Genomic DNA, 15,490 nt, shown 5'->3' with positions numbered 1-15,490 from the left:
TTCTCCTCATTTTTTCAATTCTTTTGCCAATGTCGCTAGATTGGCTTCTAGATTTTCAAGATAAGTATTATTATTTTGCGGATCAGCTTCCAAAGGATTTAATTGTTTTAGTTTAACGCCCGTAGATTTGACCAAGGTTTTCGCAACTTTTGATGAAGCATTGCTTTCCACAAAAATGGTTTTAACTTTATAAGTTTTGACAAATTCTTCAATTTCTGTCAATTGACGTGGACTTGGTTCTTGTTCTGGTGAAATGCCTGCGATGCCTAATTGCCTCAATCCAAATCGCTTCGCCAAATAAGAAAAGGCAGTATGCTGAGTCACAAATGTTTTTTGCCTTGCAGCTTTGAAAATCGGTTGATATTTTTTAGTCAATTCTTTTGCCTTACCTGCCAGCTCTTTCGCATTTTTTTGATAGGTTTCTTTATTTTTACTATCAATCTTCGAAAGTTTATCAGCGATAATCTGTGCTTCTTCTGCCACTTTTTCTGGGTCTAACCAAGTATGCGGATCGTAAAGAGTCTTTTCATCCACTCCCTCACCAGCTGCTACATCTTCTAATCCCGGCACACGCTCCAGCTTCATCCCTTCTGAAGCTTCAAGTACCTTCACTTTAGATTTTTTCAAACTCGGATCTAAACTTCCAGCCCAAGATTCTAACGTATGAGAATGATAAACAAAGACATCTGCATCATAGATAGCTGCTACATCGTTGGCTGATGGTTCAAAGGAATGAATACCGCTACTGGATTGAATCATCCGAACATCGTTTAAATCGCCTGATACTTCTTTGACCATGGCATAAATCGGGTAAAAACTTGTTACAATTTTCATTCCCTTACTCTGCTTTTTGCTACCTGCACCGCACGCCGTCAGCAGCAAAACCAGTCCCGCCACAAAAATAGAAAATAAATATTTCCTTAATTTCATATATCACTCCTTAACTAGTGTTTAACCAGTTTATTAACTGGTTAATATGATACCATGATAGAAATTAGCTGTCAAGAATTTTTTATCTGTTTTTTTAACAATAATAAAAAAGCTTTCTAAATAACATTAGAAAACTTTTACTCTTACCAATCGCTTTTTTCTTTACGAATCTCTTCCAGCATTTCAGCTTCTTCTGCTGTGAACTCATATTTTTCTAGCAAATCTGGACGACGCTCGTAAGTCTTTTTCAGACTCTCATACAGACGCCATTTTCGGATATTTTCATGATGACCACTCATCAAAATATCTGGCACAACCATTCCACGAAAATCATACGGGCGAGTATATTGAGGATATTCTAAAAGCCCTGATGAAAAACTATCATCAGTATGACTGGCTTCCTTACCAAGAACTTCAGGAATCAGCCGTACCGTCGCATCGATCATCGTCATGGCAGCCAATTCTCCACCGGTCAAAACATAGTCTCCAAGCGAGATTTCGTCTGTCACCAAACTTTTAATCCGCTCATCATAACCTTCATAATGTCCACAAATAAAAATCAATTCTTCTTCTTGGGAAAGCTCTTCCGCATAGGCTTGATCAAACATTCGACCAGCGGGATCTAACAAAATAACCCGTGGCTGTTTTTTCTCAATCACATCATAAGCATCAAAAATCGGTTGCGCTCTGAGCAACATTCCTTGACCGCCTCCATAAGGCTCATCATCAACATGTCGTGATTTCTCTGCATTTTCCCGAAAGTTATGATAGTGAATCTCCAGCAACCCTTTTTCACGCGCCTTGCCAACTATTGAATGTTCCAGCGGGGCAAACATCTCCGGAAATAATGTTAAAATATCAATCTTCATCATCCAGTCCTTCCGGAATTTCCACATCTACTCGACTATTTTCAAGATCAATATTCAATACAACAGGCGGAATATAAGGCAACAGTAAATCACGCTTGCCTTTGCGCTTTACCACCCAGACATCATTGGCACCGGGCTGCAAAATTTCTTTAATTGTTCCAATCAAAATACCCCGTTCATAAACATTCAAACCGATGATTTCATGATAGTAAAATTCGCCCTCATCTAAATCCGATAAGTCTTCTTCAGCCACTTTCAAAGTAAAATCACGATATTTCTCAATGTCATTGATATGGTACATTCCTTTGAATTTGATAATATCAAAATTTTTCATCTTACGATGACTAGCAATTTCCACATTCATGACAAAATTATCTTTCTTATCAAAAAGGCCCAACATACTTCCTTTTTTAAAACGATCCTCTGCAAAATCCGTCACGGACATAACACGCATTTCACCTTGCAAACCTTGCGTATTTACAATTTTTCCAACATTATAATAGTTCATTTTCTCTCCAAATACTAGCATTATCCTATTTATTCTATCATGAATAAAAGGAATTCTCAAGAAAACAAAGACCCACCCACGCCATGATGTGATATACTCCCTTATAGTGGACAATGAAAAAAACAAAAATTCACTAAAACTATAAGGGGAGTTTTCCTATACTTTCTATAAATTAGCTCAAGCGTATTATATATAGCTTGGAGCTTCTATCACAAAAAAAGAGCTATCAAAAATAGCTCAATATTTTCCTAAGTCTAAAATTTGATTATATCTACTTTCATCCTCAATATGGTGAGCAATTTCTAGCATCATAACAGGTAGAGAAAACAGTAGATCACGCACCATCTTGCTGTTTTCCTCGTCCAAGGCAGCAGTTACCTCATCTACTAGTAAAACATCCTTTTTACGCAGAAGAAATCTTGCCAGTTCAATCCGAACCCTCTGACCACCCGAAATATTGTCACCATTGTTACTGACAACAAAGTCCAACCCTTCTGTTAATTCATTGTCGAGCTTGACTTGTTTTAAAACAAACCACAAATCTTCATCAGAAAAGACTTGTCCCAAAGTCAAATTATATCGAACCGTGTCATTAAAAAGGAATGGATGCTGGCTAATGATACCAACACTAGATACAAAATGAGATGTATATTTATTAGTTGTTGTCACACCAGTAATCTGACCTTCATCAGCCTGCTCCTCACCAATAATTATCCGAAACAAGGTCGATTTCCCACAGCCACTCGGTCCCTTGATTAAAACTTTCTGACCATTTTGGATGTCCAAATTCAGATGGGTAAAAAGCTGTCTGCTACCATAAGATTTACTTAAATTTTGGATGTGCAGGGCACGAAGTTCTTGCATATCATCTTTCGCCAGTTGTTTATCATCTTTACTGTCTAATACTCCATAAATCTTGTCCGCAGTCGTTTTTGCCCCTTGGATATCTACTGTATCATACATGATTGTCTGGATAGGACTCACCAACTGACCAGCTGCGATATACATGGCGACAAGACTAGCGACAGATACCCTATGACCATTCATGGAAAAGAAGAAACCTAACACAAGCGGTAAAACCTGACTCAGAAATACCATAAAGCCATTACAAAAGAAGACGATATTATGGGTGAAGCAAAATTTTTGGATAGCTCGTTGATATTTCCAATTCACATTCCATAATTTTTGTCTATTTTCCAGAATCGCTTGATTCATGAGCAGAGTCTGCGCCCCTCGGATGCTGTCAGATACCTGATTATGAACCTCCACTCTGCCTTGAGCCATATCGTCACCAGTATGTTTGAGCCTTTTGTTCATTAAATATTGAGGAATAGGGCGTAAGATAGTAAAGAAGACAAAAATACTCCCCAGTAACAGATTTTGCGTAATAATATAAATTGCTGTTAGTAAAGCAACAAATCCCCAGCAAATTATGTTAATGTACTTTTCTAAATAATTATCCCCCAAATACTCCATATCCTGTGTGAGCATGGTGATTTTTTCATCTTCACTATAATCCTTATTTGTCATTAACTTACCAAATAAATCTGCTCTCATATTCATCTGAATCTCACGTCGAAATACGTTATGCGTGTGATTGCAAAAGAGCATCAAGCTATACAAGACAAAGTAGACTGTAAAACCAAAAAGAGCAAATTGCACTATCTTAAAATAGGTTAGTTCTCCTTGGTTTAAGGACAAAGCTCGAGATACTACTAAAGGTTGAGCAAGAGCCAATCCTCCATTTGCCAGTGCCCCGATGACAGTATAAAATTTCGTTTTCTTATCCAGATAGTGAAAAATTTTATTCATAATGTCCTCCTGGAAAAATAGAAAGGCTAGCACTCCTCTCCATATTACCGTTTCTAATCTACTAACTGCAAATATTACAGGTATTGGTTACAGTTTCTGATCTCTTAGGAAGTTCTTTGTTTTTCTTTAAATGCATTATACATCTATTAAAATAATGATTCAAGTAAAACTCAGAAATCCATTTTGTGTCAGGTCTGCTGTATAAAGTTCAGGTTCTGTAAAGAGAAGATAGAATCCATAAACCTCTGTAAAAAGAATAGCACAAGCCAGTCCTATAAAAAACACACCACTGTCTAGGATTAAGAGTTTCCAGAGAATCAAGGCAATCATGCCCACCACCATGAGGATAAGAGGAAGAATCAGAAAATCTGTCATAACCCTCCTACCACTCTACCATGCGACGATAAAAGACTGCGTCCTTGGAATCAAACTCTTCTAATTTTTGAACCAATTCCAGATAATCTTCTTTTTCAGGGTCTTCAAAGTCCACTCCATGTTGCTCTTGGAGGGCGATTTCTAGTTGACTAGTGATTTCTCTCTTCGAGAAGAGTCCCCCAGTCGCTTCTTCGTAATGTTCTTTGAGTTCCTAATAAGTTTAGTATCCCCATTTGTCGGACTAGATAGGAAATCACGATGTAACATGACAATTGTATTTCCTTCTGCATGCTTCCTCCTTAAATACAAAAAAGTGAGAATTATGAAAACAGTTCTCACTTGAGATAAATAATTCTTTAAAAAAACAAAAATCCCTGCCAAACAAATTTTGACAGGGATTTTTAGCAGGGAATCAAATGATTTAACCTGTTTTTTTCATTCGCTTATCGCAATCAAAGACTGGTAAATCGGGATTCCACTCTCAAATTGCTATGTGCTTCTTATTTAAGAGTAACTGAAGCTCCAGCTTCTTCCAATTTAGTTTTGATTTCTTCAGCTTCTGCAGTTGCAACACCTTCTTTAACAACAGTTGGTGCTCCGTCAACAAGTTCTTTAGCTTCTTTAAGACCAAGACCTGTGATTTCACGAACAGCTTTGATAACGCCGACTTTCTTGTCGCCTGCTGCAGTCAATTCAACGTCAAATGAATCTTTTGCAGCGGCAGCTTCACCAGCGCCAGCAGCAGCTACAGCTACAGGAGCAGCTGCAGTTACACCAAATTCTTCTTCGATAGCTTTTACAAGGTCGTTCAATTCAAGGATTGAAGCTTCTTTAATTTCAGCAATAATATTTTCAATGTTCAATGCCATTGTTATTTCCTCCAAATATGTTTTCGTTATTTATTATTAATTTGTAGCATAGGCTACGCGCAACTTAAAATTAAGCTGCTTCTTCTTTGTTGTCTGCAACCGCTTTGACTGCAAGAGCAACATTGCGAACTGGTGCTTGAAGCACAGATAGTAGCATAGATAGAAGTCCTTCGCGATTTGGAAGAGTTGCAAGAGCAACGATTTCTTCTTTAGATGCAACAGCACCTTCAATAGCTCCACCTTTAATTTCAAGTGCATCAGCTTCTTTAGTAAAATCATTGATGATTTTTGCTGGTGCTACAACATCTTCATTTGAAAATGCAACAGCAGATGGTCCAACAAATGCATCAGCAAGACCTTCAAGTCCAGCTTTTTCAGCTGCACGGCGTAAAATTGAGTTTTTAATAACTTTATACTCAACTTCGCTTCCACGAAGATTACGACGAAGAACTGTGTCTTGTTCAACTGTAAGACCACGAGCATCCACAACAACGATACTTGCAGCTGCTTTCATTTTTTCAGCAACTACATCAACTAGTTCCGCTTTTTTAGCAATACTTGCTTCACTCATTTAGTGTTTCACCTCCGTAATTATTTTGCTTGGGAAATTTTTCCAAAAGAAAAACGCGCCCAAACCTAGACACGAAAGTACAATACGTTTCTTTTACATGATCCGTTTTGTCCTCGGTAGGATCTTTATGAGTCAAGCTCCCCTACTGTCTTAGGCAGTTTTTTCAAACCAATGATTATTGTAACATAAGAAAAAAAAGATTGCAAGAGTTTTTAATAATTTTTATAATTAGAACGAAAATCTATTCTTTTTAGTTAGCAGATTTATTAAATTATTGGAAAAATAAAAAAGCAGACCATAAAGATCTGCTCTAACTATCTTATATTTATTATGCTTTTACAATTGGAATCCAAAGTTCCATTTTGTAGTCTTTGCTATCCATATCCCCTTCATAATAATATTCAAAGTCAGGTTTTCCTGAATGAACATAACCATGTTCTGGAAAAAATACTTCCATTGCATATTTCCAACCATTATGAATACATTCCGGAACACTTCCTGTTAACTCTACAATGGCATATTCTGCTTCTTCAACTTTCAAAACATCTAAGCCCATACTTTTTGCTTTATCTACATCTGTAACGATATACCCTGCTATGTAATTAATAGTACTTGGTTGTTCTACATTGTAACAAACACCGACACTTTGACCTTCTCCCAATCTTGCTAATTCATCATGACGATATTCTCCATATAGTTTATTCCAAACACTCGGACATAATGATGAATTGATATTTTGTTCATTCCTACCTGCAACTGTAAATGAATTTTTCTTTTGAATTGTGATGTTCATACTTCTTCCTCCTCTTACACTTAGTGCTAGCTGCACTCGTGAAACTATTTTGAATGGTTTTCCATTTCTTACCTCTGAAGGTGTAAATCCATGAAATTTTTTGAATGCAGTCCCAAATGAATCAGATGATTCATATCCATACTTCATCGCTATATCAATAACTTTAATATTGGTATCTCTCAGTAAAACAGCCGCTTCTGTCAACCTTCGACTTCTAATATACTCTGACAATGTTGTATCTGTTAATATAGAAAAGAGTCTGCTAAACATAGGATAAGAATAAGTGGATAAATGGGTAATTTTATCTTCATCTATTTCGCTATCCAGCACACTTTCAATGTAGTTAATTGTTTCATTAAAAAATTGAATTATCTGCATATTTTACCTCTATTCATTTTTCTATCCTATGTAAAGATACCAAAATCTCTAACTTCTTTACCTTTAGTACAATAATCTTTCAGAGTTTTATCCCTTGATACATTGAAGGCACAAATCCCTAAACTGTACATCCAATTGGGCAATCTCCATCAGGGTATCTGCTAAAGAATTATAGGCTTCCTGCCTGCTGTCCAGATAGGCTTGGCTAAAAAGCATAGCAATTTTTTCCTTCAAGTCTGCTTTTACAGGATCATAATCTTTCAAAAATTGACTCAAGTAAAGACTTCTAACGGCTGCCAAACGAAATGAAAAAAATTGATGGAGTTGTTTTTGTTCCGCATTTAAGCCGTTTGCTCGAATAGTTTTAGCATAGTCCTCAATTATACCAACCTCACCATTTTCATATCGTTGTTTCATGATAATAGAGACACTGTGATAAATCTCCTGACTTGTTGGAAGCTTATTTCTTTGCAAATTTCCCCACATGGAATAAGCTCCTCTTTTATAGTCAATCGCTTCTGCTTTCCACGCTTTACAAAAATCACGAAAATCCATTTTCACACAAGGATAGCCTGCCGGATCATGGAAATAAATCCAATGCTCATCCATGTCATAAACTGAAACAAAATGATCCACACCTCGTAGATGGCTATGATTGAGATTATAAGTCAGATATCCCATATCCAAAGGACCTACAATAACAGATCCATGGTCTAGATATGTCTTGAGTTTTTCTTTTAGTTCTATCACATTGACTGGCTCTGAAGAATCACAGAAAAACTCCTCATAGTCAAATCCAAGAATTTGTAAACAATGACTAATGGACTCATCTGGCATGCCATTATCAAAGAAAACCAAAGGATGTCTGTCGTCTTTTTTCACAAGGGTAGCTCCATTACCCATGACCATGATCGCTTCTAGGTAGTCCGAGCGAAAATCATAGCCCGCAGCCTGTAAGGCCATAGCCGTCGAATGAGAATAACAAATCGGAATATCACCAAAGTATAAATTCATCTTCCTACCTCCTTGCCTATAGTATAAACGATAGGAAAATTTATCCCCCATCAAATTTGTACGGAATTTATAGGTTTGCGCAGAAGAAAGAAATTTCACATGTTTTATTGTAAATCAAAAAAGCTATTAAAAAATGAAACTATTGTCTAAAAACATCAAAGGCTAAGCTTTTACTGCACTAATTTTACAATTTTTTCTAACTATTAACAATCGTAACATAAGAAAAAAATTACAAGACTTTTTGATCATTTTTTATAATTGGAGTGAAAAGCTATCCCTTTTGATTCGTAGATTTATTAAATTGTCGGAAAAAGAGAAAATGGTAAGAACTAATACGAAAAGACGATAGAATGTTTCATTCTACCGTCTAATGTGTTTTTATTCCTTGTTCAGTTCGACACTGGTTTTTTAATCTTCCCAAAATCAACGGTAATCTATTAAAGTCTTTTCTTTTAGAATGACAGGTATGTTAAAAGCTATGATTTCCGCTAGTACAGTAGCAAGCGCATCGTATACGTCAAATACTACACTAGTATTACCCAATGGTAATAACTCATTAATAAAAGACATCAGTACAACCACTATACATATATACATAAGTGTCTTTTTAGAAAATTCAATAGTTGAGACTTTATTTACACTGAATGTTGGACTAAAAGGTTGTTTTAGCATAGCTGTTCCAATCCATGCTCCTCCAAAACTAGGGTGTGACATAAAATATAGGAACAACTGAATTAATTGAATAATATTTTCTTAAAAATATTGTGAGTAGCCAAATTAATAATCCTAAAATCGCCATAATTTCAATGGAACTGATTCTCAATTTTCTTTTCTTCATATGCTCCAACTTCTCATCAACTTTCAATTTATCCATTTCTATTATACTAAATATCCCACTCTTATCTTATCATAACAGAAAATATGACAATCTAGTAATATCAGTCTTTCCATTCAGTTTAGTTTTGTCTTTTCAAACATTTCTTCTTGCAGATTTAAATGCTAAAGTCCTACGTAATAAAAAATTCACTAGTTCATCGTAAATGTTCCCAACATTTTACAAACCTAAAATGCTTCCTTCAATCTTCAAAAAATGAAAGAATAACGGCTTTTTCTTGCTCTGTACAAGCAACCAATGGGAGGCGGAGTGGTCCGACTTCAAACCCTTGAGAATTTAGCACAGCTTTAAGTGGTGCTGGGCTTGTCACAGAAAAGAGAGCTTCTATTTTTGGTAACAGCTGACGTTGAATCTGAGCAGCTTTTTTCAGCTTACCCTCATCTAAAGCAGCAAACATTTCATAAAAGTCATCTCCATTAGTATGAGCCGCAACAGATATAACCCCCTGTGCTCCGATTGCCTTTGCATGAAAAGCTTGTCCGTCTTCCCCAGTATAAATTAGAAAGTCCTGTGGAGCGTTTTCAACCAAATGGGTAAGAGCATCTATGCCTGTACAATCTTTGATTGCAATAATATTTGGCAATTGTGCTAAGCGCAAGGAAGTTTCTACTGTCAAACCAGCAACCGTTCGGCTAGGAACATTATAAACGATGACTGGCAGATTTGAAGCTTCCGCAATCGCTTTATAATGCTGATATAGACCTTCTTGAGTCGGTTTATTGTAATAAGGAGTCACTGCAAGTCCGGCAGCAAAACCACCAAATTTGTCAACTTCACGCGCGAATTCAATTGAATCTCGAGTATCATTCGTACCAATTCCGGCTATCAACGGAACTCGCCCTTTTACAATCTTTTGAACCTCTGCAAATAATTCTAGCTCCTCTTCATGCGTCAGAGTTGGGCTTTCACCTGTCGTTCCTGCGATAATCAGTCCTTCTGTATGATGCGCTAGAAGGTGCTCAATCAGCTTAGGAAGAGCTTCAAAGTTAATGCTACCGTCCTCTTTAAACGGTGTTACAAGTGCTGTTATAATTCTTGCTTTTTTTAAATCTTCTATAGACATAAATCTCGTCCTCCTAGCTTGCAAAATACAACTATACAAATATTATCTCACATTTTACTTCAATTCGAAAATGACCTCTGCTGTTGGATGCACCAAGCCACGTTCATGCAAGGTCTCAGCAATTTGAACAGAATTCCAAGCCGCACCTTTGAGCAGGTTGTCTGAAACCACCCACATATGAATCCCTTTTTCAGCATCCAAATCTTTGCGAATACGACCAACAAATGTTTCTTTTTTGCCGACAGCATTGACAGCTTGAGGGTAGATTTGATGAGCAACATCATCCTCTAATACTGCTCCAGGAAAATTGGCAATAGCTGCTTTGACCTCTGCGATGGGTGCTACTTCTTTTGTCTCGATGTAGACAGACTCTGAGTGCGCTGAAAGAACAGGGATACGAACACAAGTAGCAGAAATCGCAATCGTGTCATCTTCCATGATCTTCTTGGTTTCATTGGTCATCTTCATCTCTTCGTAGGTGTAGTCATTGTCCGTAAAGACATCAATTTGAGGAAGAGCATTAAAAGCAATCGGATAGTGTTTCTTGTCACCGCCGGAAGGCAAAATCTCAGCCTTAACATCACGCGGATTGACACCGTCATTTAAGACCCCACGCAGTTCACGCTGAGTTTCAAGAATAGCTCCCATACCAGCTCCAGACACGGCCTGATAGGTCGATACGATGATGCGCTCTAAGCCCCATTTCTGACGAACAGGCTCCAGCGCCACCATCATCTGGATAGTTGAACAGTTTGGGCAGGCAATAATTCCGTTATGAGCATCAAGTGCATGTGCATTGACCTCTGGTACAACCAAAGGAACATCAGGATTTTGTCGAAAATAAGAGGTGTTATCCACTACAACTGCACCTGCTTTTACAGCATAAGGTGCATATTTGGCAGATGTTGAGCCACCTGCTGAAAAGAGAGCGATATCTACACCTTCAAAGGCAGTTTCCGTTGTTTCTTCAATTGTGATGTCTTGGTCCTTAAATTTCAAAACTTTCCCCGCTGAACGAGCTGAAGCCAAGTAGCGTACTTTCTCAATCGGAAGAGTTGATTCTTCCAGCATTTTAATCATTTGAGCTCCAACGGCACCTGTAGCACCTACCACAGCAACTGTGTATCCCATAACATACCTCTCTGAATTTTCAAAAAATTTGTGTATTGCTGGTATTATACTACTTTTCTAAAGAATTGAAAAGACTTATAAGAAAAAAATCCCCACTAAAAAGTAGGGATTGAGGGCACTTACGTGTGATGAGCAGGTTCACACAACTCATCAAGGTCCGCTCCTGCGTATATGACCTCCCATGCTCAATATGTGGTTTGCGCCACCTATCGACTCATCGCATATCTAGCATTCTACTATAGAGAATCCTAAAAGTCAAACTATTTTTTATGAGAGATTTTCTAGCTTATCCATATTTGAAATTGGTGCCTTAAAAGAGTAAAATAGTCTTTAGGAGGATAAAGTTATGGATACTACGAAACAGCCTGTCCCCATGCCTCAAGATAGGCGAACAATGGCTCTCTTGCTCGGAGCTGTGGGTGGTTGCCTAGACGTTTTTTCGCATATACAATTTAGTACACTAATCGCCACTCAGACAGGGAATATTATTTTAATTGTAGCCAATTGGGATGGGCCGACCGTAAAGACTGCTTACCGTATTCTTTCGCTTATCTTCTTTACCTGTGGCTTTGTCCTCGGTATTCTACTTAAGGAACGGGCGCAAAGCTCACACTGGCGTACTTGGGGAGTCTTACCGTTAACTCTCACGACTTTCCTCTTTCCTTTCTTTCATTCTCATTATTTTATCTGGGTGATATTGCTTGCAACCTCTACCGGAATGGTCATGCTAACTTATACAGGCTCAAAAATTGAGTCTTATCCCTACATGATTATGATGACTTCAGGAAACTATCGGAGAATGGTCACTGCTTGGTATGAGTATATTCGTTTTAAAGACCGCAGACATATTATTAGAAGGCAAGCGGCTAATTACTCTATGATTGTCGCTAGTTTCATCGGCGGTGCTATTTTTACTGGATTTCTCACACGTTTCATTCATCAATATGCTATCTGGACAGTCACTACTATTTTGACGATTATTATCATTCATTATACTAGATACAATCATATACATCACTTAGAGCAAAAAAATATCTAACACTTAATGAAAATCGAAAGCAAACTAGGAGCTAAGTAAGAAAAAAAACCGAACCAATCCTCTTGGGTAATGCTCACAAAGAGAATTGGTTCGGTTTTTGCTAGTTCATCAATACTTGCCTGCGATATTTCATTTATCGATCCTCTTCATCAGTTTTTAACTACTGATAGAAAAACTTCCTCATCTATCAATCTCACAAATACTTGCTTCCTTCTTTAATGCTGAGTTTGCTCAGCCTATCTTTGTATTTTTCGATAAATTCCCGCACCCAGTCGGGATTGGTCTTGGAGTAGTCCCGAAGTGCCCAACCAATGGCCTTATTGATGAAAAACTCGGTCTGATTAAGATTATTAATCAGGATTTGCTCCAGCAGCTGGACATCCGTTTCTTCTTTTTGAAGCAATTGATGTTCAATGGCAAGGCGCCGCAGCCAAAAATCTTCATCCCTGCTCCACTCCAACACAAATTTCTTTGTCTCAGGATAGTGCAGGCAAATAAAGCCTACTGAGCGGCACAAAAAGTCAATGGTGTCCCACCATGGCTTTGTTTGTGCTAATTTCTTTATCTTTAGCAAATCGCTTGGTTTCAAAGCTTTTTGTTTCAATTGCAAATAATCCAGCACCGCATATTGCATTTCACGATAGGGGTTCTCCCAAGCCTGATTGACAAATTCCCAATCTATCGTAGACTTGTGATTTTTCTTAAAAAATATCTTAGAAACTTGGCGTCTAACAGGTGTTTTAACTCCTAAAAACTCAAATTGGTCTTTCATATATGCTTTCATGTGAATAGCATCTTCAGGATTTGCTACTTCTTTTAATTCTTGGAAAATATCTTCTACTTTCATATTACCATTCACTTTCAACATTCATATCTTTGAATAATTTAATTGGTCTTGCTGGCTTATCTAAACTCTTCTGCAACCAAACTGTATCATGCCAGCAGTCAAATTTATATCCGATTTTTGGGAAATGCGCTACTTGCTGATAACCACGTTTTTTATGGAAAGAAATACTGGCGTCATTCGGCAGAGCAATACAAGCTAGAAAATGAACAAAACCTTGCTGTTCAAGAATTTCTTCCAATTTGTCATAAAGCTGCTTCCCAATCCCTCTGCCGCGATTCTCATCAGCTACATAGACCGATAGTTCAACAGCCCAGTTGTATGCCTCTCGACCATAATAAGTCGAAGCATAAGCATAACCCAGAATGACTCCCTCTTCTTCGGCCACCAAATAAGGATGCCTTTCCAAGGTCTTCTCAATCCGACCAGAAAATTCCTCCACCGACGGAACATCATACTCAAAAGTAATGGCTGTTTTCTCCACATAGGGTGCGTAAATAGCAATGAGAGCAGCGGTGTCGTTTTTATTTGCTAATCTGATGTTCATCCAAACGTTCCTTTCTTCTTATTACTTTCATAAAAATGAAGTATATCACCATGTATATTTTACCAAATTCAAAAAGAAAAGGCTCTCTCGAACCTTTTTCGTTTTAAAATAGTCCAATAGCAGTTCCGTCTGCTGCTACGTCCATATTGAGGGCTGCTGGGCGTTTTGGCAGACCGGGCATAGTCATAACATCACCGGTCAAGGCTACAATAAAGCTTGCACCTAGTTTTGGAACGACTTCACGGATAGTGATTTCAAAATCTTCTGGCGCTCCCAGCAGGGCTGGATTATCTGAAAAACTGTATTGGGTCTTGGCCATACAGATTGGCAGCTTATCCCAACCATTCTTGACAATTTGAGAAATTTGAGTTTTTGCTTTCTTTTCAAAATTGACTTTTGTTCCACGATAGATTTCCTTGACAATTTTCTCAATTTTTTCTTCAACTGTCAGATTATTATCGTAAAGTCGAGTGTAGTGGGCGGGTCTAGTTTCAATCGTTTTAACCACAGTTTCAGCAAGAGCTAGACCACCGTCAGCTCCGTCTGCCCAGACACTAGCCAATTCTACAGGGACATCAATACCTGCGCAAAGTTCCTTGAGAACGGCAATTTCAGCTTGGGTGTCTGTCACAAATTCATTGATAGCCACCACGACCGGAACACCAAATTTACGGATATTTTCCACGTGACGCTTGAGGTTGGCAAAACCTGCTTTAACTGCTTCAACATTCTCAGTTGTCAGGCCTTCTTTAGCAACACCACCGTTCATTTTCAATGCTCTGAGAGTTGCAACAATAACCACTACATCTGGAGCAGTCGGCAGATTGGGCGTTTTGATGTCTAGGAATTTTTCAGCCCCTAGATCCGCACCGAATCCAGCTTCAGTCACCGTGTAGTCCGCCAAATGCAAAGCTGTTGTCGTTGCCAAAACGGAATTACAGCCGTGGGCGATATTTGCAAACGGTCCACCGTGAACAAAGGCAGGGGTTCCATAAATAGTCTGTACTAGATTGGGCTTTATAGCGTCTTTCAAGATGAGAGCAAGAGCCCCTTCTACTTCCAAATCTCGAACATAAACAGGCGTCCGATCATAACGATAACCAATAACGATATTAGCTAGACGTTCTTTCAAGTCTTCAATACTTGTCGCTAAACAGAGAATAGCCATGATTTCAGATGCAACCGTAATATCAAAGCCATCTTCCCGCGGAATTCCGTTAACCGGACTGCCCAGACCGACGGTCACATGCCGCAAAGCACGGTCATTCAGATCTACCACGCGCTTCCAGATAATGCGACGTTGGTCAATTCCTAGAGCATTTCCTTGATGTAAATGATTATCAATCAAAGCAGAAAGGGCATTGTTGGCAGTGGTAATCGCATGCATATCTCCTGTGAAATGCAAATTGATGTCTTCCATTGGTAGAACCTGTGCATAACCACCTCCAGCGGCTCCGCCTTTGATTCCCATAACTGGTCCAAGAGACGGTTCACGAATCGCAATCATGGTTTTCTTTCCAATTTTGCTGAGAGCATCTGCCAAGCCAATAGTAATAGTTGATTTTCCTTCGCCGGCCGGTGTTGGGTTGATGGCTGTTACCAGAATCAGCTTACCAACTGGCTTCTTTTGCAATTCCTGAATCTTGTCAAAAGATAATTTCGCCTTGTATTTACCGTAAAGCTCCAAATTATCGTAATCAATTCCAACTTTCTTCACTACATCAGCAATCGGCTGCAAGTCAACACTCTGAGCAATTTCTATATCCGTTTTCATTTGGAATCCTCCAGTTTTGATAGGATTATTATACCAAAAAATAAAGAAAACAAACACTTTCAAAGCTAAAATTCTCAA

At 38.2% G+C, this 15,490-nt stretch carries 15 protein-coding genes, 1 pseudogene and 1 other annotated feature; of the genes and pseudogenes, 1 reads left to right on the top strand and 15 read right to left on the bottom strand.

Going from position 1 to position 15,490, the window contains the following annotated elements; genetic code table 11:
- Positions 1-6: 6 nt before the first annotated feature.
- From IYQ23_RS03265 to IYQ23_RS03210, 12 genes and pseudogenes are all read right to left on the bottom strand, one after another.
- Entirely contained in the window at positions 7-930 is a 924-nt protein-coding gene (locus IYQ23_RS03265; RefSeq protein ID WP_195674057.1) for a metal ABC transporter solute-binding protein, Zn/Mn family, read from the bottom strand.
- A gap of 143 nt (positions 931-1,073) precedes the next feature.
- Positions 1,074-1,799 carry a tRNA (guanosine(37)-N1)-methyltransferase TrmD gene (gene trmD, locus IYQ23_RS03260; protein ID WP_106384387.1) on the bottom strand — a complete coding sequence of 242 codons (726 nt, stop codon included), beginning with the start codon at positions 1,797-1,799 and terminating at the stop codon, positions 1,074-1,076.
- Positions 1,789-2,307, bottom strand: a complete 519-nt coding sequence (rimM, locus tag IYQ23_RS03255; protein WP_106384337.1) for a ribosome maturation factor RimM — start codon at positions 2,305-2,307, stop codon at positions 1,789-1,791. The genes trmD and rimM overlap by 11 nt, the downstream gene beginning before the upstream one ends.
- A 237-nt stretch (positions 2,308-2,544) precedes the next feature.
- A complete protein-coding gene (locus tag IYQ23_RS03250; protein ID WP_195674056.1) occupies positions 2,545-4,119 on the bottom strand; it encodes an ATP-binding cassette domain-containing protein in 1,575 nt (524 codons plus the stop codon).
- Positions 4,120-4,278: 159 nt separating this feature from the next.
- Positions 4,279-4,494, bottom strand: a complete 216-nt coding sequence (locus IYQ23_RS03245) for a DUF5966 family protein (RefSeq protein ID WP_003024228.1) — start codon at positions 4,492-4,494, stop codon at positions 4,279-4,281.
- Positions 4,495-4,501: 7 nt separating this feature from the next.
- Positions 4,502-4,705 (bottom strand): annotated as a pseudogene (locus IYQ23_RS03240) (DUF5962 family protein); the annotation flags it as partial.
- A gap of 289 nt (positions 4,706-4,994) precedes the next feature.
- Complete coding sequence (gene rplL, locus IYQ23_RS03235; RefSeq protein WP_003024225.1) at positions 4,995-5,363, bottom strand: 50S ribosomal protein L7/L12; 369 nt, start codon at positions 5,361-5,363, stop codon at positions 4,995-4,997.
- 70 nt (positions 5,364-5,433) lie between these two features.
- Positions 5,434-5,934 (bottom strand): 50S ribosomal protein L10, encoded by a 501-nt coding sequence (rplJ, locus tag IYQ23_RS03230; protein ID WP_003029380.1) that lies wholly within the window; start codon positions 5,932-5,934, stop codon positions 5,434-5,436.
- Positions 5,935-5,972: 38 nt separating this feature from the next.
- Positions 5,973-6,107 (bottom strand) — a sequence feature (ribosomal protein L10 leader region).
- A gap of 155 nt (positions 6,108-6,262) precedes the next feature.
- The gene (locus IYQ23_RS03225) at positions 6,263-7,105 is read right to left on the bottom strand and encodes an AraC family transcriptional regulator (protein WP_003029379.1); all 843 of its coding nucleotides are present in this window, start codon (positions 7,103-7,105) and stop codon (positions 6,263-6,265) included.
- 87 nt (positions 7,106-7,192) lie between these two features.
- Positions 7,193-8,119, bottom strand: coding sequence for a hypothetical protein (locus IYQ23_RS03220; RefSeq protein WP_022526131.1), 927 nt, complete (start codon positions 8,117-8,119; stop codon positions 7,193-7,195).
- A 1,076-nt stretch (positions 8,120-9,195) separates the two neighbouring features.
- Entirely contained in the window at positions 9,196-10,077 is an 882-nt protein-coding gene (gene dapA / locus IYQ23_RS03215; RefSeq protein ID WP_117644412.1) for a 4-hydroxy-tetrahydrodipicolinate synthase, read from the bottom strand.
- A 54-nt stretch (positions 10,078-10,131) separates the two neighbouring features.
- Positions 10,132-11,208, bottom strand: coding sequence for an aspartate-semialdehyde dehydrogenase (locus IYQ23_RS03210; RefSeq protein ID WP_195674055.1), 1,077 nt, complete (start codon positions 11,206-11,208; stop codon positions 10,132-10,134).
- A 346-nt stretch (positions 11,209-11,554) separates the two neighbouring features.
- Here IYQ23_RS03210 and IYQ23_RS03205 point away from each other — a divergent pair, with 346 nt between their 5' ends.
- Positions 11,555-12,247 carry a YoaK family protein gene (locus tag IYQ23_RS03205; RefSeq protein ID WP_195674054.1) on the top strand — a complete coding sequence of 231 codons (693 nt, stop codon included), beginning with the start codon at positions 11,555-11,557 and terminating at the stop codon, positions 12,245-12,247.
- Between the two features lie 193 nt (positions 12,248-12,440).
- Here IYQ23_RS03205 and IYQ23_RS03200 read toward each other — a convergent pair whose 3' ends face one another.
- The 3 genes from IYQ23_RS03200 to IYQ23_RS03190 form a co-directional block, all read right to left on the bottom strand.
- Entirely contained in the window at positions 12,441-13,094 is a 654-nt protein-coding gene (locus IYQ23_RS03200; protein ID WP_195674053.1) for a DNA alkylation repair protein, read from the bottom strand.
- A gap of 1 nt (position 13,095) precedes the next feature.
- A complete protein-coding gene (locus IYQ23_RS03195) occupies positions 13,096-13,638 on the bottom strand; it encodes a GNAT family N-acetyltransferase (RefSeq protein ID WP_195674052.1) in 543 nt (180 codons plus the stop codon).
- A 103-nt stretch (positions 13,639-13,741) separates the two neighbouring features.
- On the bottom strand, positions 13,742-15,412 hold the full coding sequence (locus tag IYQ23_RS03190; RefSeq protein WP_022526141.1) for a formate--tetrahydrofolate ligase: 1,671 nt from the start codon (positions 15,410-15,412) through the stop codon (positions 13,742-13,744).
- Positions 15,413-15,490 lie beyond the last annotated feature (78 nt).

It is taken from the genome of Streptococcus sp. HF-100 (assembly GCF_015594635.1).
Taxonomy (GTDB): domain Bacteria; phylum Bacillota; class Bacilli; order Lactobacillales; family Streptococcaceae; genus Streptococcus; species Streptococcus vaginalis.
The sequence above is the reverse complement of the archived record's forward strand: the minus strand, read 5'-3'. Positions and strand labels throughout refer to the sequence as shown.

Excerpts from the sequence above, each read along its gene's own strand:
- rimM (WP_106384337.1), bottom strand. The coding sequence starts at position 2,307 with ATGAACTATTATAATGTTGGAAAAATTGTAAATACGCAAGGTTTGCAA.
- IYQ23_RS03225 (WP_003029379.1), bottom strand. The coding sequence starts at position 7,105 with ATGCAGATAATTCAATTTTTTAATGAAACAATTAACTACATTGAAAGT.
- IYQ23_RS03210 (WP_195674055.1), bottom strand. The coding sequence starts at position 11,208 with ATGGGATACACAGTTGCTGTGGTAGGTGCTACAGGTGCCGTTGGAGCT.
- dapA (WP_117644412.1), bottom strand. The coding sequence starts at position 10,077 with ATGTCTATAGAAGATTTAAAAAAAGCAAGAATTATAACAGCACTTGTA.
- rplJ (WP_003029380.1), bottom strand. The coding sequence starts at position 5,934 with ATGAGTGAAGCAAGTATTGCTAAAAAAGCGGAACTAGTTGATGTAGTT.
- IYQ23_RS03265 (WP_195674057.1), bottom strand. The coding sequence starts at position 930 with ATGAAATTAAGGAAATATTTATTTTCTATTTTTGTGGCGGGACTGGTT.
- rplL (WP_003024225.1), bottom strand. The coding sequence starts at position 5,363 with ATGGCATTGAACATTGAAAATATTATTGCTGAAATTAAAGAAGCTTCA.
- IYQ23_RS03245 (WP_003024228.1), bottom strand. The coding sequence starts at position 4,494 with ATGACAGATTTTCTGATTCTTCCTCTTATCCTCATGGTGGTGGGCATG.
- IYQ23_RS03200 (WP_195674053.1), bottom strand. The coding sequence starts at position 13,094 with ATGAAAGTAGAAGATATTTTCCAAGAATTAAAAGAAGTAGCAAATCCT.
- IYQ23_RS03205 (WP_195674054.1), top strand. The coding sequence starts at position 11,555 with ATGGATACTACGAAACAGCCTGTCCCCATGCCTCAAGATAGGCGAACA.
- IYQ23_RS03195 (WP_195674052.1), bottom strand. The coding sequence starts at position 13,638 with ATGAACATCAGATTAGCAAATAAAAACGACACCGCTGCTCTCATTGCT.
- trmD (WP_106384387.1), bottom strand. The coding sequence starts at position 1,799 with ATGAAGATTGATATTTTAACATTATTTCCGGAGATGTTTGCCCCGCTG.
- IYQ23_RS03250 (WP_195674056.1), bottom strand. The coding sequence starts at position 4,119 with ATGAATAAAATTTTTCACTATCTGGATAAGAAAACGAAATTTTATACT.
- IYQ23_RS03190 (WP_022526141.1), bottom strand. The coding sequence starts at position 15,412 with ATGAAAACGGATATAGAAATTGCTCAGAGTGTTGACTTGCAGCCGATT.
- IYQ23_RS03220 (WP_022526131.1), bottom strand. The coding sequence starts at position 8,119 with ATGAATTTATACTTTGGTGATATTCCGATTTGTTATTCTCATTCGACG.